This is a genomic window from Pseudomonas prosekii (genome assembly GCF_900105155.1).
Taxonomy (GTDB): Bacteria; Pseudomonadota; Gammaproteobacteria; order Pseudomonadales; family Pseudomonadaceae; genus Aquipseudomonas; species Aquipseudomonas prosekii.
Genome location: NZ_LT629762.1, coordinates 1198688 through 1216636, shown reverse-complemented (window position 1 = coordinate 1216636; position 17949 = coordinate 1198688). Strand labels below are relative to the sequence as shown.

General features: G+C 52.9%; 19 protein-coding genes, 1 tRNA gene and 2 pseudogenes. 13 read left to right on the top strand and 9 right to left on the bottom strand.

The window, feature by feature from the left end:
- Positions 1-7 precede the first annotated feature (7 nt).
- Both BLU01_RS05595 and BLU01_RS05590 read right to left on the bottom strand, forming a co-directional pair.
- Entirely contained in the window at positions 8-481 is a 474-nt protein-coding gene (locus tag BLU01_RS05595; protein ID WP_092271836.1) for a peroxiredoxin, read from the bottom strand.
- Positions 482-491: 10 nt separating this feature from the next.
- Positions 492-1052, bottom strand: a complete 561-nt coding sequence (locus tag BLU01_RS05590; protein ID WP_017336973.1) for a glycine cleavage system protein R — start codon at positions 1050-1052, stop codon at positions 492-494.
- Between the two features lie 328 nt (positions 1053-1380).
- Between BLU01_RS05590 and dapA the strand changes: the two genes are divergently transcribed.
- From dapA to BLU01_RS05550, 8 genes are all read left to right on the top strand, one after another.
- Complete coding sequence (gene dapA, locus BLU01_RS05580) at positions 1381-2259, top strand: 4-hydroxy-tetrahydrodipicolinate synthase (RefSeq protein ID WP_092271829.1); 879 nt, start codon at positions 1381-1383, stop codon at positions 2257-2259.
- Positions 2260-2276: 17 nt separating this feature from the next.
- Positions 2277-3392 (top strand): outer membrane protein assembly factor BamC, encoded by a 1116-nt coding sequence (gene bamC / locus BLU01_RS05575; protein WP_092271826.1) that lies wholly within the window; start codon positions 2277-2279, stop codon positions 3390-3392.
- A gap of 4 nt (positions 3393-3396) precedes the next feature.
- The gene (locus tag BLU01_RS05570) at positions 3397-4155 is read left to right on the top strand and encodes an MBL fold metallo-hydrolase (RefSeq protein WP_092271823.1); all 759 of its coding nucleotides are present in this window, start codon (positions 3397-3399) and stop codon (positions 4153-4155) included.
- 28 nt (positions 4156-4183) lie between these two features.
- Positions 4184-4897, top strand: a complete 714-nt coding sequence (purC, locus tag BLU01_RS05565) for a phosphoribosylaminoimidazolesuccinocarboxamide synthase (RefSeq protein ID WP_092271820.1) — start codon at positions 4184-4186, stop codon at positions 4895-4897.
- An 83-nt stretch (positions 4898-4980) separates the two neighbouring features.
- A tRNA-Ser gene (locus BLU01_RS05560) sits at positions 4981-5070 on the top strand.
- Between the two features lie 368 nt (positions 5071-5438).
- The gene (locus BLU01_RS05555) at positions 5439-6293 is read left to right on the top strand and encodes an ABC-three component system protein (RefSeq protein ID WP_092271816.1); all 855 of its coding nucleotides are present in this window, start codon (positions 5439-5441) and stop codon (positions 6291-6293) included.
- Positions 6280-6501 (top strand): ABC-three component system middle component 7, encoded by a 222-nt coding sequence (locus tag BLU01_RS28250; protein ID WP_408003128.1) that lies wholly within the window; start codon positions 6280-6282, stop codon positions 6499-6501. Before BLU01_RS05555 ends, BLU01_RS28250 begins: the two co-directional genes overlap by 14 nt.
- Before the next feature lie 19 nt (positions 6502-6520).
- Positions 6521-8092 (top strand): DUF2326 domain-containing protein, encoded by a 1572-nt coding sequence (locus tag BLU01_RS05550; protein ID WP_157720142.1) that lies wholly within the window; start codon positions 6521-6523, stop codon positions 8090-8092.
- 87 nt (positions 8093-8179) lie between these two features.
- Here the strand turns inward: BLU01_RS05550 and BLU01_RS05545 are convergent.
- Positions 8180-8362 (bottom strand): annotated as a pseudogene (locus BLU01_RS05545) (tyrosine-type recombinase/integrase); the annotation flags it as partial.
- A gap of 86 nt (positions 8363-8448) precedes the next feature.
- Between BLU01_RS05545 and tnpB the strand changes: the two are divergent.
- The 3 genes and pseudogenes from tnpB to BLU01_RS05525 form a co-directional block, all read left to right on the top strand.
- Positions 8449-8808, top strand: a complete 360-nt coding sequence (tnpB, locus tag BLU01_RS05540) for an IS66 family insertion sequence element accessory protein TnpB (RefSeq protein WP_231987099.1) — start codon at positions 8449-8451, stop codon at positions 8806-8808.
- A 16-nt stretch (positions 8809-8824) separates the two neighbouring features.
- Positions 8825-10369 carry an IS66 family transposase gene (gene tnpC, locus BLU01_RS05535; RefSeq protein ID WP_092271806.1) on the top strand — a complete coding sequence of 515 codons (1545 nt, stop codon included), beginning with the start codon at positions 8825-8827 and terminating at the stop codon, positions 10367-10369.
- 713 nt (positions 10370-11082) lie between these two features.
- Positions 11083-11282: pseudogene (locus BLU01_RS05525) on the top strand (DUF4113 domain-containing protein); the annotation flags it as partial.
- On the opposite strand, the gene BLU01_RS05520 reads toward BLU01_RS05525, so the two are convergent.
- The 3 genes from BLU01_RS05520 to BLU01_RS05510 are packed head-to-tail and all read right to left on the bottom strand — an operon-like array spanning position 11229 to position 12911.
- Complete coding sequence (locus tag BLU01_RS05520) at positions 11229-11588, bottom strand: DUF7079 family protein (protein WP_092271801.1); 360 nt, start codon at positions 11586-11588, stop codon at positions 11229-11231. The pseudogene BLU01_RS05525 and the gene BLU01_RS05520 sit on opposite strands and share 54 nt — an antisense overlap.
- The gene (locus BLU01_RS05515) at positions 11573-12355 is read right to left on the bottom strand and encodes a hypothetical protein (RefSeq protein ID WP_092271798.1); all 783 of its coding nucleotides are present in this window, start codon (positions 12353-12355) and stop codon (positions 11573-11575) included. Before BLU01_RS05515 ends, BLU01_RS05520 begins: the two co-directional genes overlap by 16 nt.
- 10 nt (positions 12356-12365) lie before the next feature.
- A complete protein-coding gene (locus tag BLU01_RS05510; protein WP_092271794.1) occupies positions 12366-12911 on the bottom strand; it encodes a PAAR domain-containing protein in 546 nt (181 codons plus the stop codon).
- Between the two features lie 620 nt (positions 12912-13531).
- Here BLU01_RS05510 and BLU01_RS05505 point away from each other — a divergent pair.
- Complete coding sequence (locus BLU01_RS05505) at positions 13532-14434, top strand: hypothetical protein (RefSeq protein WP_092271791.1); 903 nt, start codon at positions 13532-13534, stop codon at positions 14432-14434.
- Positions 14435-14872: 438 nt separating this feature from the next.
- On the opposite strand, the gene BLU01_RS05500 is transcribed toward BLU01_RS05505, so the two are convergent.
- The 3 genes from BLU01_RS05500 to BLU01_RS05490 form a co-directional block, all read right to left on the bottom strand.
- Positions 14873-15241, bottom strand: coding sequence for a DUF6124 family protein (locus BLU01_RS05500; RefSeq protein ID WP_092271788.1), 369 nt, complete (start codon positions 15239-15241; stop codon positions 14873-14875).
- Positions 15242-15711: 470 nt separating this feature from the next.
- Positions 15712-16407 carry a DUF1963 domain-containing protein gene (locus tag BLU01_RS05495; protein WP_092281473.1) on the bottom strand — a complete coding sequence of 232 codons (696 nt, stop codon included), beginning with the start codon at positions 16405-16407 and terminating at the stop codon, positions 15712-15714.
- Positions 16408-16508: 101 nt separating this feature from the next.
- Positions 16509-16700 carry a YegP family protein gene (locus BLU01_RS05490; protein ID WP_092271785.1) on the bottom strand — a complete coding sequence of 64 codons (192 nt, stop codon included), beginning with the start codon at positions 16698-16700 and terminating at the stop codon, positions 16509-16511.
- A 280-nt stretch (positions 16701-16980) separates the two neighbouring features.
- Between BLU01_RS05490 and BLU01_RS05485 the strand changes: the two genes are divergently transcribed.
- The gene (locus BLU01_RS05485) at positions 16981-17949 is read left to right on the top strand and encodes a glycosyltransferase family 2 protein (RefSeq protein ID WP_092271782.1); all 969 of its coding nucleotides are present in this window, start codon (positions 16981-16983) and stop codon (positions 17947-17949) included.

Sequence of the window (17949 nt, the reverse complement as noted above, 5' to 3'; positions counted from 1 at the left end):
AATAAAATCAGGCCTTGTTCAGCGCCTCGGCCGCCGCCAACACCGCATCAACATGCCCCGGCACTTTCACGCCGCGCCATTCCTGACGCAGCACACCGTTCTTGTCGATCAGGAAAGTGCTGCGATCAACGCCCATGTATTCCTTGCCATACAGCTTTTTCAACTTGATCACGTCGAACAACTGGCAGAGCGCTTCTTCCTTGTCGCTGATCAGCTCGAAGGTGAACGCCTGCTTGGCTTTGAAATTCTCATGGGATTTCAGGCTGTCGCGCGACACGCCGAAGACTTCGGTGTTGGCGGCTTTGAACGCCTGCAACTGATCGCGAAAGCCCTGGCCCTGAGTCGTGCAGCCCGGCGTGCTGTCCTTCGGATAGAAGTAAATCACCACTTGCTTGCCTTTAAGGCTCGCGAGGCTGACGGTCTGCCCGCTGGTGGCGGGTGCTTCGAAGTCGGTAACCGGTTGGTCGATAGCAACGGCCATTAAAGCTTCCTTACATTGGGTTCTGTGGGCGCCACGGTTCGATCAGGGCGTCCAGGTTCAGCGCGTCGGCGAAATCCAGGAACTGATCGCGCAGCCAGCTGATTTGCACGCCGGCCGGCAACGTCACGGTAAACGTCGCGTTGAGCATGGTGCCGCCGGTTTGCGGTGCCTGATACGTGTCGCACGTCAGGTTTTCCAGCTCGACGTTGTGGTCCATGAAGAACTGGCACAACTCGTTGATGATGTCCGAGCGGTAAGCCGAGCTGACATAAGCGACGTAAGGCAGGGCCTGTGGACGATTCTCCAGCGCCGCGCTGCGCACCACGTTGACCGTGAACGCATGCTTTTTGGCGAGGGTCGGCAGGCTGCCTTCGAGGCGGGCCAGGGCGTCCCAGCTGCCGGAGATCTCGAGGATCAGGGCACTGCACTCGCCATGACGCGTCAGGCGAGAAGTGACCACGGCGCAGCGGTTTTCATGGCTGGCGCGGCACAGGACGTTAGTCAGCTCCATGGGGTTGGCGCCGAGGGCACTGATGACAAGGAATTGTTCGCGAACTGTGGGGGTGGACATGCAGCATTCCTAAAGCGATGAGCGGTCGATACTTCGACAGGCTTTTGTTACCGGGGGCGACCCTGCGCAGACGAATTCAGAAAACCCGGGCCGAAGGTTGCAACGTGCTCCAGAGCGGCAGGAGCGAGGGGTGGCAACGCTGGATCGGGGCTTGTGATGCCGAAAATGGAGGCTGGAACCCGGCGTACGAGCTTATCAGTACCGATCAAAGTCTGAAGGGTAGCGAAAAGCAGCGCCAAGGGGAATGGCAGCAGCGCAGTACTTCGCTTGTACAAGCATCTTGGCGCCAGTACCATTACGGCTCTCTTTTTCCGGCAGGAGCGGTTGCATGATTGCGGGCAGTATGGTGGCACTGGTCACACCCATGGATGCACAAGGTCGTCTCGACTGGGACAGCCTGAGCAAACTGGTGGACTTTCACCTGCAAAACGGCACCCACGCCATTGTGGCGGTCGGCACGACAGGTGAATCGGCCACGCTAGACGTGAACGAGCACATCGAAGTGATTCGCTACGTGGTCAAGCAGGTTGCAGGGCGCATCCCGGTCATCGCCGGTACCGGTGCGAACTCGACGCGCGAAGCCATCGAGCTGACCACCAATGCCAAGAGCGCCGGCGCCGACGCCTGCCTGCTGGTCACACCTTATTACAACAAGCCGACCCAGGAAGGCTTGTACCAGCACTTCAAGACCATCGCCGAAGCCGTCGATATTCCGCAGATCCTCTATAACGTGCCTGGCCGCACCGCGTGCGACATGCTGGCCGACACTGTTATCCGTCTGTCGACCGTGAAAAACATCATCGGCGTGAAAGAAGCGACTGGCGACCTCGAACGCGCGAAAGCGATCATCGCCGGCGTCAGCGAAGACTTCCTGGTGCTGTCGGGCGATGACGCCACGGCTGTCGAGCTGATCCTGCTGGGCGGCAAAGGCAACATCTCGGTGACCGCCAACGTCGCCCCGCGTGAAATGGCTGACCTGTGCAACGCCGCGCTCAAGGGCGATGCCGCAACCGCTCGGGCGATCCACGAGAAGTTGATGCCGCTCAACAAAACCCTGTTTATCGAATCCAACCCTATTCCCGTGAAATGGGCTTTGCATGAAATGGGCTTGATGCCGGACGGTATCCGTCTGCCGCTCACCTGGCTCAGCGCTGCCTGTCACGAACCGCTGCGGCAGGCCCTGCGCCAGTCCGGCGTCCTGGTTTAATTGAGGAAGTACAACGCATGAAGCGAATGGCCGGACTTTCCGCACTTGCCTTGATTATCTCCAGCACCAGTGGCTGCGGATGGGTCTGGGGCCCGGAAGGTTACTTCCGTGACCGTGGTAGCGATTACCTGGAAGCGCAACAGACTGCACCGATGCAATTGCCACCGGATGTCAGCACCGCAAAACGTCTGGATCCGCTGTTGCCGATCCCGCGCAACGTGGCTGACGACACTGCGACAGGCGAATATATCGTGCCGCGTCCACAACCGCTGTCCGCGGTTGCCGACGCCAGCGATTACACCCTGCAAAAAAGCGGCGATTCGAGCTGGGTCATGGGCCAACACCCACCGGCTGAAGCGTGGCCAGTGGCCGTGCAATTCTTCCAGGACAACGGTTTCCGTCTGGACGAACAGCGCCCGCAAACCGGCGAATTCACCACCACCTGGCAGCACTCCGACGAACTGTCCGCAGCGATGGCCAAGCGCCTGAGCTCGGCCGGCGTCAGTGCCGACAGCGAAACCCGCGTGCGGGTCCGCATCGAGCCAGGCGTGCAGCGCAACACCAGTGAAATCTACGTAGTCAGCGCCCAGCGCCCGGCTGGCAGCACTGCCGACGTCGATTTCACCAACCGCTCGGTCAACACCGCCCTCGACGCCGCACTGGTCGACGACATGCTCGCAAGCATGAGCCGTACCTCCGAGAAGGGCGGTTCGGTGTCGATGCTGGCCTCGCGTGATTTCGAAACGCCAAATCGCGTCAGCCTCAGCGAAGACGGCAGCGGCAACCCGATCCTGAACGTCGGTCCAGACCTGGATCGCGCCTGGTCGAGCGTCGGTCGTGCGCTGGAACAGGGCGAATGGCGCGTTGAAGACATCAACCGCAGCTTGGGCCTGTACTACATCAACCTCTCGGAAAAAGCCGAGAAGAAAGACGACAAGCCTGGTTTCCTCAGCGGCCTGTTCGGCAGCGAGCCGACCAAGGAAGAAGTTGAAGCGCGTGCCGAGCGTTATCAGGTTCGCCTGAGCAAGGTTGGCGAAAACGTCCAGGTCACCGTCGAGAAAAACATCAACACCGTTGCGCCTGCCGATGTGGCGCGCAAAGTGTTGAGCGTGATTCAGGACAACTTGGGCTGATCACATGCGTTTTGCCGTTCTCGGCAGCGGTAGCCAAGGGAACGGCACGCTGATAGCCAGCGCTGACACGTATGTGCTGGTGGATTGTGGTTTCTCCCTGCGGGAAACCGAAAAACGCCTGCTGCGCCTGGGTGTGAACCCGGCGCAGTTGAGCGCGATACTCGTAACCCACGAACATGCCGACCACGTGCATGGCGTGGGTTTACTGTCTCGGCGTTACAATCTGCCGGTCTACCTCAGTCGCGGCACCCTGCGCGGGATGCGCAAACCGATTGAACCCGCAGGCTTCCTGGCCGGCGGCGAGCAACTGCAAGTCGGCGACCTGAATATCGAAGTCATTGCCGTGGCCCACGATGCCCAGGAACCGACGCAATACGTGTTCAACGACGGTGAGCGGCGCTTCGGCCTGCTGACTGACCTGGGTTCGTACTGCAACAAAGTGCTGGACGGCTATCGGGACCTCGACGCATTGATGATCGAGTCCAACCATTGCCGTGACATGCTGGCTCGCGGTCACTACCCCTACTTTCTGAAGCAGCGGGTGGGCGGTGAATTTGGGCATTTGAACAACCATCAGGCGGCATTCCTGGTGGCCGAGTTGGGCTGGCAAGGCCTGCAACATCTGGTCCTGGCCCATCTGAGCAGCAAGAACAACCTGCCGCAGCTGGCCCGGCAATGTTTTGTCGACACCCTCGGGTGCGACCCGGACTGGCTGCAATTGGCCGATCAAGATTCAGGGCTCGACTGGCGACACATCGCCTAGCCCACCTACTTAGCAAGCGGAGCCCATCATGGAAAAACGTGAAGAACTCTACCGCGGTAAAGCCAAATCGGTTTTCAAGACCGACGACGCTGACCGCTTGATCCTGCTGTTTCGCAACGACACCTCGGCGTTCGACGGCAAGCGCATCGAACAGCTCGACCGCAAAGGTATGGTGAACAACAAGTTCAACGCCTTCATCATGCAGAAACTCGAAGCGGCCGGCGTACCGACCCAATTCGACAAACTGCTGGGCGACAACGAATGCCTGGTGAAAAAACTCGACATGATCCCGGTCGAGTGCGTCGTGCGTAACTACGCCGCCGGCAGCCTGGTCAAGCGTCTGGGCGTCGAAGAAGGCATGAAGCTCAACCCTTACACCTTCGAACTGTTCCTGAAGGACGACGCCAAGGGCGACCCGTTCATCAACGAATCCCACGTTGTGGCATTCGGCTGGGGCACCGCCGAGCAACTGGTTCGCATGAAAGAACTGTCGCTCAAGGTCAACGAAGTCCTGAACAAACTGTTCGACGACGCCGGCCTGCTGCTGGTCGACTTTAAACTCGAATTCGGCGTGTTCTCCGACGGCTCCATCGTCCTGGGCGACGAATTCAGCCCGGACGGCTGCCGTCTGTGGGACAAGGCTACCGGCAAGAAAATGGACAAGGACCGCTTCCGCCAGGGCCTCGGTGACGTCATCGAAGCCTACGAAGAAGTCGCCAATCGTCTGGGCGTACCGCTTTAATCGACGCAAGCATCTGATAGCACGGAAAAATTTCGCTTAGGGGCTTCGCATCCGGCGAAAGTGTTGTTATGATGCGCGCCGTTGGAGAGATGCCAGAGTGGCCGAATGGGACGGATTCGAAATCCGTTGTACCTTCACCGGTACCTAGGGTTCGAATCCCTATCTCTCCGCCATTATTGAAACAAGACAAAGCCCCCGTGATCATTGATTACGGGGGCTTTTTCGTTTATGGCTTTTTGGTTGGGGCTTTTTTAGGGCAAAGTGCACGCCTCTGAGGCTCTAATCAATCGCTCTGCGCCGTTCAATACCCGCACAGCGCTCGGGTGTGTCTCATCAGCAATCGCCACCTAGAGGCGCGCCACCTTCCCTTCAGGCACGGACGGTGAGCATTCCAACAGATGATTGAGTATCCGATCTGAGCATTGTCAAAAGACGTCCGGGCTGAATAGCAGGTGTCTACTGGACAGAATGATGGCGAATCAGTAGCTTGCAGTAATCTGGGTGCTATAGTCTTAAAGCCATTTCTTAATCGGGTCCTGGCATGCTCGAAGGTGTCGTCATAGCGGCACGCTTGCTAGCGGTCGACCGTTTCAATATTGATGGAGCTTCACACTTGTCAGATCAGCTTAGGAGAGCAAATGTTACTGACACGGTTAAGATGAGCTTGCTTTGCGAAGTCCAAGGACTTTGCCCGCTCTGCAGACGAGCGCTCATGGTTAAGAAAGGCTCAAAACGTGTGCGGGTTTTCGACATCGCACATATCTATCCGCTAAATGCGACCGAACATGAAAAACGTATACTAATCGCTGAAGAAGTGCTTTCAGATGACATCGATTGTGAAGAGAACTTTATCGCACTGTGTAAAGAGTGTCATAAAATTTATGATACTAAGAAGACAGTGCAGGAATACAGGCAGTTGGTTGAGATAAAAAAGACAATCAACAAAATTAAAGCGCTTTCACAAACTTGGGACAGGCAAACTCTTCACAAAGATATAGCGGTTGTAGCTAGGGATTTGGAAACCCTTAGTGAGTTGGATATTAAAAATACAACTCTGTCATTTGCTGCCTTAAAGCTTTCGCAGAAGAAAGATGAAACCCTAGGCGTCATGAATGAAATGAAGATTGGGCAGTATATCCTGAGTTTTTTCGCTCCTATTAGGGAGTCCTTGAGAAAGCTCGAGTTAGAGGAAAAGGCGAAGTCTTTATTTATCTGTTCTCAAGTTAAGAGCTATTACACGCTGTTGTTAATGCAGGGTTTTGATCAAAGTCAAATATTTGAAGAAATGTGTGTATGGTTTATGACTAACACTGGGATCAAGGAACGATCTAAATCTGAAGTGTTGGTTTCTTATTTTATTCAGAATTGTGAGATTTTTTCTGATGATACTGCCTAATAAAATAATATCATTAGAAGATAGTTGTCTCCCTAGGGCAGCTAAGTTGCTGGAAGTTTTAAAAGATAATGATACTGTTCAAGCAGTGTATCTGAATCATAAGGATGTATTTTTCGATGTGTCGGAGTTTATAGATGCTCTCGACTTGCTGTTTGTTTTAAGAAAAATAAACGTAAACTTTACCTCTGGGGTCATTCAGCTTGCTTAAATCTATTACATGCGAGAAATTGATCCAGTCCTCTATCCATTTCAAGTTAGGGCTGAATGCAGTTGTGGGTGCGGATGATGCGCATAACTCAATAGGTAAGTCATCAGTTTTGATGTTGATTGACTTTGCATTTGGTGGAAGCGACTTTCCGACAAAGTGCGATGATGTAATTAAAAATGTTGGTCATTTAGAAGTTGTGATGGAATTTCAATTCGATAAAAGCTATCTCTTTATTCGGAATACCGAAGCACCTGAGTCAGTTTACTGCGTTGAACAAGGGCGAATGCTCACGCTTCGAGAGTTTACTAGTTTTCTTAAAGATAACTATATTACCAGTGCAGGCGAAATTTCATTTCGTGATTGTGTTAGCGGTTTCTTTAGAATTTATCAAAGAAATAACTACAACCACAAACGTCCCTTGGACCTAACCGTGCGGGAGAAATGGGAGGTTGTCAGAAAGCGTATTCTAAAAATGTTCAATATGTACTGGCTAATTTCTCAGCTGGAGCAGGAACGTGCCGGAGCTCAGAAAGCGCTAAAGGACATTAATGGTACATTTAACTCTGGTGCAGTAAAAAAAATCACAAAAGCGCAGGTATCTAAAAACGATTCAGTAATCAGTCAGCTTTTTTCTGAGGTTGAGAAGATTAAGCATGCACTGAAGAGAAATGTTACGGATATACGCTCTATAATCAATGAGCAAAGTCTTGAGTTGAAACTTCAAAAAGATGCCTTGGTAGAGTATAAGCTGGATCTTCAAACGCAGTTAAGCCGAGTGGAGTCAAACTTAGGTAATGCGAAGATTGTAAGTAGTAGGGATTTTCAATCGGTACTCACTTTTTTTCCTGAAGTCGATTCGAAGAAATTGTTAGAGGTAGAATCCTTTCATTCAGGTATTACAAATATTCTGAAGGATCAGCTGAAAGCAGAACAAGTTGTTCTAATAGAAGCTTTAGGCGCTGCCCAAGCCGATATAGCCAAAGTTGATAACTCGCTCTTAAATCTCGTGGATTCCCGTGAGGATTCGGTTCATTTGTTAGAGCGCTTGATAGATCTCGATCGTCAGCAAAATGCTCTGATTCAGCAGAATCGATACTGGACGATGAGTGCAGAGGCAAAAAATGAAATCAAGAGATTGAAGGCTGATATTGACTCGGCGCTGGAGAGTTCGGTTGCAGAGATAGAAGTCGGACTTAATGCAGGAATCGAAGAGGAAATAACAAAAATTTACAGCAATAAAGCTATTTCACCGGTGCTTACACTGGGTGAGAAAGATTATAAATTTGATCATGGCGATGATCGGGGAACCGGGAAAGGTTTTGCAAACATGATCGCCCTAGATCTGACGTTTCTCCGGTTAACTGTTCTTCCGGTAATTATTCATGATAGTCTGTTATTCAAAAATATGGATACTCCTGCAATAGAGCATTTGGTGGAGATCTACAGCTCTTTTAGTAAGCAGGTTTTTATTTCGATTGATGAAGTTAGCAAGTATCAGGCGGGTGTGCGGAAAGTGATTACTGAAGCAATGTTTCTTAAGCTGGATAAAGATCGGATGGCATTCAATGTTAAATGGAAGAACGCGAAGTGACGGCCGTTCTTCATAATGTTTAACTTTCGATTTTTGAGCTTGATCTTGGCGAAAACCCAACATTTTTGAGACTATACCCGCCTTGCTTTAAGTGTCCTTCGGTATCCATCTACCGTAGTGTTTTCTCACCATTGTTGTGTCGGCGTGCCCAAGCTGCCTGGCCACCCATTCGACTGGCACATAGCTCGACAGCATCTGGCTGGCAAACGTGTGGCGACACTGATTGGCACCTCTGTGGCGGACTTCGGTCTTTTTCAGGAGGGCGGTAAACCGTATCCGCTCCATGAACCCCACATTCCAAGCGGATAGCTGACGGCTGATGCTGTCCTCCCGATTTCCATCAGGAGTCCATCACCATGATGCGTCCCAATGCCAGCGTTGAAAAAGTGTACCTCTACCCAAAGCCGGTAGATTTTCGAAAGTCCATTGATGGCCTAGCTGCGCTAGTCGAACTGGATATCAAGGTCGCGGTGTTTGACCCCGTGCTCTTTGTTTTTCTGAATCGCCACCGTAATCGGGTCAAAGTGTTGTACTGGGAGCGTAACGGCTTCTGCCTTTGGCTCAAGCGCCTGGAGTCCGAGCGTTTTAAGACTTCACCCGAAGAGGTGGACGAGGCTATCGTGCTGACCGTCCAAGAACTGAACTGGCTACTGGATGGATTTGATCTCTGGCGCAACCGTCCACACAAGGTTTTAACGCCAAGATTCGTCGCCTGACGGGTATAATCCGGGCATGAATTTGATGCCCGAAGACCTCCCTGACGACCCTGTTCTGCTCAAGCAAATGTTGCTTGAGGCACTCAGTCGTCAGCAGGTAACGGCTGAGGCATACCAGACTCATATCGTCGATCTGAAAGAACAGATCAAGCTGCTGCGCGACCGTTTGTTCGGTCGCAAATCCGAGCAGACCGTTGAACCCAATACCCCTCAACTGGCGTTGTTCAACGAGCCCGAAAGCGAGCCGATGCCTTCAATCGGCGACGCTGACGAAGAAGTTGTTGCTCCGACTTCACGTCGTGGCAAGCGCAAGCCTCTGTCTGCTGATCTGCCGCGCATCGAAGTCATCCACGAACTTCCCGAGCACGAACTGACGTGTGCCTGTGGTTGCCGCAAGCATGTCGTCAGCGAAGAAACTAGCGAGCAGCTGGATATCGTGCCGATGCAAATCCGCGTGATCAAACACATCCGCAAAGTCTACGGGTGTCGTGGTTGTGAAGCGGCGCCGGTCACTGCTGACAAACCGGCTCAGTTGATCGAAAAGAGCATGGCCAGTCCGAGTGTCTTGGCGATGTTGTTGACCACTAAATACGTCGACGGCCTGCCGCTCCACCGATTTGAAACCGTACTTGCCCGTCATGGTGTGGACATCCCTCGCCAAACGTTGGCGCGCTGGGTCATCCAGTGCGGCGAGCACTTGCAACCGTTATTAAATCTGATGCGGGATCGGTTGCTGGAAAGCCCTGTCGTCCACTGTGATGAAACCCGCGTCCAGGTACTTAAAGAACCGGATCGAGACCCAACCAGCCAATCCTGGATGTGGGTGCAAGCCAGCGGGCCGCCGGCTCGAAAAGTCGTGCTGTTTGACTACACCTCCAGCCGTGCGCAGGAAGTGCCGTTGCGCCTGTTGGAAAGTTATCGTGGCTACGTCATGACCGATGATTACGCGGGTTACAACGCCTTGGCATTACAGCCCGGAGTGGAACGTCTGGCGTGCATGGCCCATGTGCGGCGCAAGTTTGTCGATGCTCAAAAGGTACAGCCCAAGGGCAAGGCGGGACGTGCCGATATCGCCCTGACGATGATCAACAAGCTGTACGGCATCGAGCGTGAACTAAAGGGCGTCAGTGACGAGCAACGATTTATCGGCAGACAGGAAAAGAGCCTGCCGATCCTAGCCCAGTTGAAAAGCTGGCTGGATAAAACTCAGTCCCAAGTGACGCCGCAAAGTGTGCTGGGCAAGGCGGTTAACTATCTTGCCAACAATTGGAGCCGGCTGGAGCGTTACGTGGAGGCCGGGTTTTTACCGATCGACAACAATGCGGCGGAACGCGCGATAAAGCCGTTTGTTATCGGTCGCAAGGCGTGGCTGTTCAGCGACACGGCCAAAGGCGCTACTGCCAGTGCTCAGATCTACAGCCTAGTGGAGACCGCCAAGGTCAACGGCCAAGAGCCTTATACGTGGCTACGCCACGTACTGGAGCAGTTACCACATGCGCAGTCGGTGGCAGACTATGAGGCACTGTTGCCGTGGAACTGCTCGCCAGAGATATCACGTTAAACCTGAACCCTAAACGTGGGGTGAGTGGATCGAATCGTATGCTAGGGAAGCCTCGACATCCTTTGGTGTACCGCCAAATCCACCCAGCACGTAATAGACTCGGTACGTTTTTTGGGCCTCCAAAGCCCTGTAAAAATATAAAATCCTACCCCCGGTACAAAAATAATCCTACCCCCGGTACAGGTCCAAAATGGCTCACATGAGCACAGATAGGGCGTGCTTCTGCATTTCCGTGGCATTGAAATGGCATTTAAATACCACAGAAATAGCGCGCATCTTTTGTGCCACCTGAAATACCTGGTCTTGGCATTTTTGTGCCATTGAAATAACCAAACTTTGACATTTTTGTGCCACTAAAATAGCTAAACATTGGCATTTTTATGCCAGCAAAATGGTAGGTGAGCTATTTATGTGCCACAGGTATAGAAATATGGCGCACCGCGTCTGGGATCAGGTGGTGACTTTGAGTGTGGGGTTCATGGAGCGTTTACGGTAAACCAGTTGCTCAATGTTTTACCACTCCACAGTAAGCCGCTGGTGGAGCTGCGAAAAAGGAATCTCACTTTCATTTTTTGGAAGTGATGTTGTCGCGTTGGATAAGGGTGACCTCTTCGACTTGTGCGTCCTTGGCGGCGGCGACAATCTCCCTCATGAGTTTGAGGGCAGGGTCTATCAACTCACTGACTCGTACCCTTGAGCGTTCCGTGGGGACTTTGGCAGTACTGGACGAGATAAATGGTCGATGGAAAGAGGGACACTTCGAGCCGCCAGCGTGCCCACCAACCCCGATTGGGGTATGCGGCGGGAGATGAAGAGTCAGAGTTACACTACAAAAATTGACCAGCTATGGAAAATTTCTTCACACTATGAAACTCATGATCTCTTTCCAGATGTATCCGTAGCTATAGCGTAGCCAGGCTACTTTCAACTTATCAAACACTCGTCGAATCCCGCTACGTGAACGCGCTTGAAGTTCTTTCTCAATTTCAGTCAAGAGCCAATCGTCCTTAAATCCTGTCCAGATCGGTGGAATAGGCGTTTCAAGATTGCTAAAACATACCGGTGCAACCTCTGAGTACAGGATTTCTTCCACGACTTTTAGGTCGTAGCCTCGGATCCGTTCAGCAATATAAGCATAGTCAACAGCACTATCCACAAATGCTTCGGCAAGCGCTATCTGAATACTTGCTCTTTCAGCAGGGGTTAAAAGATGTCCCAATGGGCCAACTCCTCTAGCTCTGCGTCGAGTGTATCGGCAGCGACTCCACCGGCTATGGCTCCAACAGCGCTTCCGATGAGTACAACAGCAATAGCGCAAGCAGGTGCGCCTGGACCACAAATTGCCGAAATACCCAAGCCCGCAAAAAAGCCACCTGCTGCACCACCGCTCAGGATTGTGACCTGCCTAGCCGTTTCCTTAGGCTTGTCATCTGCATTCAGAATTTGGTAAGTGGCTATCGCTGCCGTAAGGATGATGCCGACTTTGCCCATGGCGGTCATAAGTTTGGTGCCAGCGGTAAATTTTGTGTTGCCGCCGCCAGACCGCTCCAAAGCTCTATATAAGACTTCTTTTTTTTGCGAGCTCGAAAGTTGCTCGTAGTTTTTGTTGAACTGGGCTTGAGATTTTTCGTTCAAGTTGTCTATGTGTGTTTTACCGCCCCTTTTCTTTTTTTGCACGATGGCCAAACCTTGGGCAGATGTCCATCTTCGGTGTTCAAACATGATTTTATTGCGATACTCGTTGCTGAACCTAGCACCTTCTTCCACTGTAATATTTCCAGCCTTTACGTCAGCAAAGATTTGCTGCGACATCCGCCGAATACTGCTCTCATAACTCGCACGAACTCGTTCGTCACTAATGGCATCAATTGAGAAGCGAGTTGCAGCGCCCTCCATACCTGCAACTGCCAGCTCAAGTGGAGACTGGTCAAGCGTATGCTCACTTTTTACGATGTAGCTTCCGGTTATCAGGTACGGTTCAGTCACGAGAATTTCCTTATCCCAAAATGTCTTTAAGCAGTCCGTCTATACCTGATGTTGTGCAGATATTCTCTTGCTGTGCGAATGCCAAGGTATGGCATGTTTTACCAGTTGGGTTGGAGAATTTGATCAAGTTATTTGCGTCGAAGACGCCGGACATGGAAGACCCGTCGTCAAAGTGCGCTGTGCAAGCAAACCCTGCGTAGCTTTCTTCAGCGGGAATTTTGAAGCCGATCCAGTTTCCGTGGATGACCATGGGTGTGGGCTGAATGAAACCGGCAGGGGTATGAGCGCTGCCGATGATGACTGTACCCGAGCCACCGATCACCACGTCGCCATGGGTGCCGACTGTACCGAGCAGTGCGGCATTCTTTCCGTTGATAAACACGGTGCCGGACACTTCCGAGGCTAGGGCGCTGCCGCAGCTACACGTGTCATCTTTGCGAGCGGCTGCAAGACCGTCGAAGAACACATCAGGAGAGCCGGACGCGATTGCTTTTGGGCCGTGCCCAGGTATGGGGCAACTGGTTGGGTCGGTGATACGTGCAGCTGGCTTCGCCATACTTGACTCCCTGTCAAAGAATTTAACGGGAACCACTGTATCAGACCTGCTCTGAGAAATGGCTCGCGAAAATTTTCGCAAGGTCATGCCAAGGACGAGCGACGGGAAATGATGGAGCCCGAGTAATTACCAAGCTTCATGAGCTGGGGGAAGAGACGTGCAGGTGGGATACCGGCTGACAGTATGCCGATGGGGAGAATTGATTTCGGAGGGTGACTTAGTGTTGGTGTCTGTTTCTTTTAGCAGGCGTTCGGTTAAATTTGAAAACAGACACCTAAACAGACACTTTAGTGAGTATGGGTAGGCTGGAGGCCTTGAAAATAGTGGAGTGGGTGAAGGGAATCGAACCGTCATCATCAGCTTGGGAAGCTGCGTCCTCGGAGCTTCGATAACTAGGAAGTCTTTGGTTTAGCTTGACAATATTTTTTAGATCTTTAAGATTTCTGCTAAGCCGGACTGGTCTCGTTCGGCGCTGCTGGCCTTGCGCGAATTCTTAGGATACGAGACCAAACTGCTTCAGTCGCGATACCTATTCTTTTGATACGAAACTTGACCCTAGTCAGGTGCACCACGGCTCGCCAGCTGCTGTATGAACTCTGTGCGCCTGTATGAGGTGTTTTATGATTCGTATTCCCGTTACATCGGCCGACTTTGATAGCGGTCGCATCAAAAGCTCTATTTCCAAGCTTAGTAAGCACCATCCCGATCAGTCTGTTAAGCCAAAGCGTTCTTTCGCGCAGCAAACCTTTGCTCAAATCCTCGGATATGGCGGATACGAAGAGTTGCGCTCGCAGGCTAAACACAATGGACCCGCTTATTCCGGCCAATCGTTAGCAATGGAGCAATTCATCGCGCCAATTTCACTGCGTATATCACGCTACTGGGGTGTGTCGTCCGATAAAGCGGAGCATGTTGCGGCCGCACTGGGACTCATCCATCTTGACGCATTCCGCGTCACAGCTCGCACAATACAACAGCCGTTAATGCGAGAAAATCGTGTGAGCACGCCTGGGCATTTGCCAAACCTCGGCATATCACTCGGACCAATTTTGGACGCTATTCGCCTGGCTACAGTGATGCAATGGGCGCAACTGGAAGCGTTTCAGGATGCAATGAAACCTTCGGCCGCGATGGCTGCAATTCAAGACGCGATGAAACCTTCGGCCGCGATGGCTGCAATTCAAGACGCAATGAAACCTTCGGCCGCGATGGCTGCAATTCAAGACGCAATGAAACCTTCGGCCGCGATGGCTGCAATTCAAGACGCAATGAAACCCTCGGCCGCGATGGCTGCGATTCAAGACGCAATGAATCCTTCGGCGATGGCTGCGATTCAGGATGTACTGAAACCTTCGGCGGCGATTGCTGCAATACAAGACGCACTTAAGCCCATGGCGCATATAGCTGCGCTTCAGGATGTAATGAGACCCTCGTCCAAGATGGCAGCGATTCAGGATGCACTGAAGCCATTGGCGCGTAACACTTCAGATCTAGACCTCGAGCGAATTCATGATGATGTTTAGGGCAAGCTTGAGACCGCAATAGGCCGCTTGACGACAAAGGAACGAGCGGAAATTCCCGTTTTTGTTGGCCTTAAGCGGCCTGTGGCGACAACGGAAGGGGTTCGAATCCCTATCTCTCCGCCATTATTGAAACAAGACAAAGCCCCCGTGATCATTGATTACGGGGGCTTTTTCGTTTCCGGGATTTTTTTTGTAGTGGCGGGCTATCCGTCATGCCGTCAAACACTTCTATCCGCAACACCCCCCACCCGTGGCGAGGGGGCTTGCCCCCGTCGGGTTGCGAAGCGGCCCCAATCGGCTATCGCGGTGTCTCAGGAAGAAATCGTTGGCGGTTTTGGGGCTGCTGCGCAACCCGACGGGGGCAAGCCCCCTCGCCACGGGGATGTATTTCATCGAAGGGATTGTGGTGAGGGGGCAATCCCCTCACCAGACTGGTGATTAGCCAGGTTTGTGGTTATCCAGTACGCGGTTGACCGCGAGCTCGCCCATCAGGATCACTCGTTGCAGCACCAGTAGTGTTTGGCGTCGTGGGTTGTCTGCCAGGTCGATGAGGTCGTTGACTATTGCGCTGGCGGAGCCCAGTGATGCGCAGGCGTCGACGAGTAGTGTCTCGTCATCAGCCGCTGCGTCGATGACAAAAATGCTGCTGGGTTTGCGGGGCGCTATCTGCGCTTTCGTCGCCCCGGGGTTGAGGTAGAAGAGGAGGGCGCGGTCGGCGGCTACTTTCATCTTTTCGGGATCAAGATCAAAAGTGGCGTCGTAAGGTACTGGATCGGTGTGAGGCGGATTCGGCGTTACTTTGAACATAAGTCAGGTCCGGATAGGGCTGCTTCTCTCTCGCTACTAAACGAAAGGGTGGCGGCTGTTCGCAGGTTAGTAGACCGGGGACCTAGCAATCCGGCGCGCCCTAGGGCGCCCTGCGCACAGCCACCATCAAATGCAGGTGTGTAACTACCTGATTGACAGATGCCGGTGCACCGCTAGATACCGAGCTACTAAACCCGACCACTGATAAGCAGTGGCAGATAAACGATAGGGCCCGGGGGCATGGCGCACAAGCCGGTGGATTCTGTCTTACCTGTAGGCAAAGGCACAAGGTTTTGTAGCCTTTAGGAAGTAACAACCGGTGTCGCTAAACGCCAGGTTTTAAACTTGTGTAAGCCCGCCACTGCCATCATAAAAAAGCCCCGCAACCGAAAGGATTACGAGGCTTTTGCTTTTTCAGGATTTGATAAACGCCGCAGCGTCCAGCATGTGAACGCTGCGCATCCGGTTCTCTAATAAAAATCGTAATAAATCGCCCATTCCCCGCTGACTCTGTTCCGCCAGAACATCAAACTCCCGCTGTCCACAACGTTCAGATTGATCTTCGTATCCGACGAGATCTGAAACACAAAATCAAAATCATCCCCCGGATCATCACCGGGCTGGCAGTACGACGGATAGCCGCCGATCTTGTGTTCGAACACATGAGTCACCAAGTCGTAATACGATTCAATTTCCCCGGAGTCCTCCAGTTTGAGTATTTCAAGCTCAACGTCTCTGGGTATCCCGCCACCGTCCCACAATGGAAAGTCCTCTTCGACCAATTCGGCCTTCAATGCGAAGGGCTTTAGAGGCGAATCGGGAGAGGCGAAGTCTTTGCGCACCAGCACCTCATCGAAGCTGTATTCACGAATCAGCCAGTTATCGCCCATGGCTTCGAACGGCTCGGGGAAGGGCTCGGAGATGAACACGGTGAGGACGCGAATTCCGCGAAGGGCCGAACTGCAGAACGGCAAGTCGGGCAGGTACAACTGGGCGTAGGGGTGTAGCTCGATGCCCGCAGCATTTTTCGGGACTGTTTCGTCGGGGCGGAAAAGGAATACTTTTCCGAGCCAGCTTTCATCGTCACTCAGAGTGGGGCGAAATCCGCCGGCGGCAAACTTGATCGCCGGCCGGGCGAGGTGTTTCCTGATGTCCTTTCTCTCCATGAAATCAAGCTCCTGGTCAGGCATGCCGCAGTCGACAGTGCGTTGTCGAGTTGAGTGATCCGAGAGCTGCTCACCCAACGTGAGCAGCACGGCTTGTGCCGTCAGATCTCCTTGACCGGCGTTCCCTCCTGCACACCCATGATCAACTTGATCACGTGCAGACAATCTGCCTTGTTCACATACGACTCGCCGCTGGCAACCGTCTCGTTGTTGCCGGCCCGTAACCGCCAGCGCCACTGTCCCTTGCCAGTGTTCGAGGTGCCTTTGGATTGCCTGTAAATCTCGAAATACATTCAGCTCGCTCCCTGCGATTGATCATTTGCGACAACCTGTGTGCCGCATGTCAGCAAGCCTAGCGGAGCTGATTTTTTTGGCCATCGAGCATTTGTTTCCAATGATTTGAGGGCATTTCCTACACGAGCCAGCGCGACGCAAGGATGGCCAAAACCGCCGCAGTTTCGCCCTTGCATCACACCCCATGCTCCTGCTTAATACGGGGCAGTTCGTGGCGCCGACAAGTAATTTGGCGAGCGAAGATTGTAGAAAAATCACTATAAAAAAAAGAGCAATCAATTGACTCATCAGCATGGAACGCACACGGCCGGGCATGTCGAGCTTTCGCTCGTTATTCCGGTGTGCAACGAAGCGGCGACTATCGATTTGTTCATCGCGCGGATCACTGACGTCTTCAAGGATGAGGCGCTGATCGGCCTGGAAATGGTTTTCGTCAATGATGGCAGCAGCGATACGACCCTGGGTTTGCTGCTGGAGCGCCAGCAGTCTGACCGGCGTATCCGCATCATCGATTTGAGCCGCAATTTCGGCAAGGAAGCGGCGCTCACCGCCGGTTTGCAGACTGCCACCGGGCAAGTGGTGGTGCCGATCGATGTCGATTTGCAGGACCCGCCCGAAGTCATTTTGCTGATGATTGCTCAGTGGCGATTGGGTTTTGAAGTGGTGCTGGGCCATCGTGTGAGTCGCCGTACGGACTCCTGGGCCAAGAAAACTTCGGCCAACTGGTTCTATCGCCTGCACAACAAAATCGCCGACCAACCGCTGCCCAAGGATGTCGGTGATTTTCGCCTGATGGACCGCTGCGTGGTTGACGCGTTGGACTCACTGCCCGAGTCGCGGCGCTTCATGAAAGGCTTGTTTGCCTGGGTCGGGTTTCGCACCACGCGCGTCGATTACGAGCGGCCGGAGCGGGTGGCCGGCGAGAGCAAATTCAATGGTTGGCGGCTGTGGAATTTTGCCCTGGAAGGCATCACCAGTTTCAGCACCGACCCGCTGAAAGTCTGGACCTATCTGGGGCTTTTCGTCTCGATGGTGTCGTTCTCGTTCGCCATTTTCATCGTGTTGCGCACCTTGATTTCCGGCGTCGATCTGCCGGGTTACGCTTCGCTGATGGTGGCCGTGACCTTCCTCGGCGGCCTGCAATTAATGGGCATCGGCGTGCTCGGCGAATACCTCGGTCGCACCTATATCGAATCAAAACGCCGACCGGTTTACCTGGTGCGTCGCGTCTATAACCCCAAGGACTGA

Bases quoted from the DNA above. Each gene is read 5' to 3' on its own strand.
- BLU01_RS05595 (WP_092271836.1), bottom strand. From the start codon at position 481: ATGGCCGTTGCTATCGACCAACCGGTTACCGACTTCGAAGCACCCGCC.
- BLU01_RS05590 (WP_017336973.1), bottom strand. From the start codon at position 1,052: ATGTCCACCCCCACAGTTCGCGAACAATTCCTTGTCATCAGTGCCCTC.
- dapA (WP_092271829.1), top strand. From the start codon at position 1,381: ATGATTGCGGGCAGTATGGTGGCACTGGTCACACCCATGGATGCACAA.
- bamC (WP_092271826.1), top strand. From the start codon at position 2,277: ATGAAGCGAATGGCCGGACTTTCCGCACTTGCCTTGATTATCTCCAGC.
- BLU01_RS05570 (WP_092271823.1), top strand. From the start codon at position 3,397: ATGCGTTTTGCCGTTCTCGGCAGCGGTAGCCAAGGGAACGGCACGCTG.
- purC (WP_092271820.1), top strand. From the start codon at position 4,184: ATGGAAAAACGTGAAGAACTCTACCGCGGTAAAGCCAAATCGGTTTTC.
- BLU01_RS05555 (WP_092271816.1), top strand. From the start codon at position 5,439: ATGCTCGAAGGTGTCGTCATAGCGGCACGCTTGCTAGCGGTCGACCGT.
- BLU01_RS28250 (WP_408003128.1), top strand. From the start codon at position 6,280: ATGATACTGCCTAATAAAATAATATCATTAGAAGATAGTTGTCTCCCT.
- tnpB (WP_231987099.1), top strand. From the start codon at position 8,449: ATGATGCGTCCCAATGCCAGCGTTGAAAAAGTGTACCTCTACCCAAAG.
- tnpC (WP_092271806.1), top strand. From the start codon at position 8,825: ATGAATTTGATGCCCGAAGACCTCCCTGACGACCCTGTTCTGCTCAAG.
- BLU01_RS05510 (WP_092271794.1), bottom strand. From the start codon at position 12,911: ATGGCGAAGCCAGCTGCACGTATCACCGACCCAACCAGTTGCCCCATA.
- BLU01_RS05505 (WP_092271791.1), top strand. From the start codon at position 13,532: ATGATTCGTATTCCCGTTACATCGGCCGACTTTGATAGCGGTCGCATC.
- BLU01_RS05500 (WP_092271788.1), bottom strand. From the start codon at position 15,241: ATGTTCAAAGTAACGCCGAATCCGCCTCACACCGATCCAGTACCTTAC.
- BLU01_RS05495 (WP_092281473.1), bottom strand. From the start codon at position 16,407: ATGGAGAGAAAGGACATCAGGAAACACCTCGCCCGGCCGGCGATCAAG.
- BLU01_RS05490 (WP_092271785.1), bottom strand. From the start codon at position 16,700: ATGTATTTCGAGATTTACAGGCAATCCAAAGGCACCTCGAACACTGGC.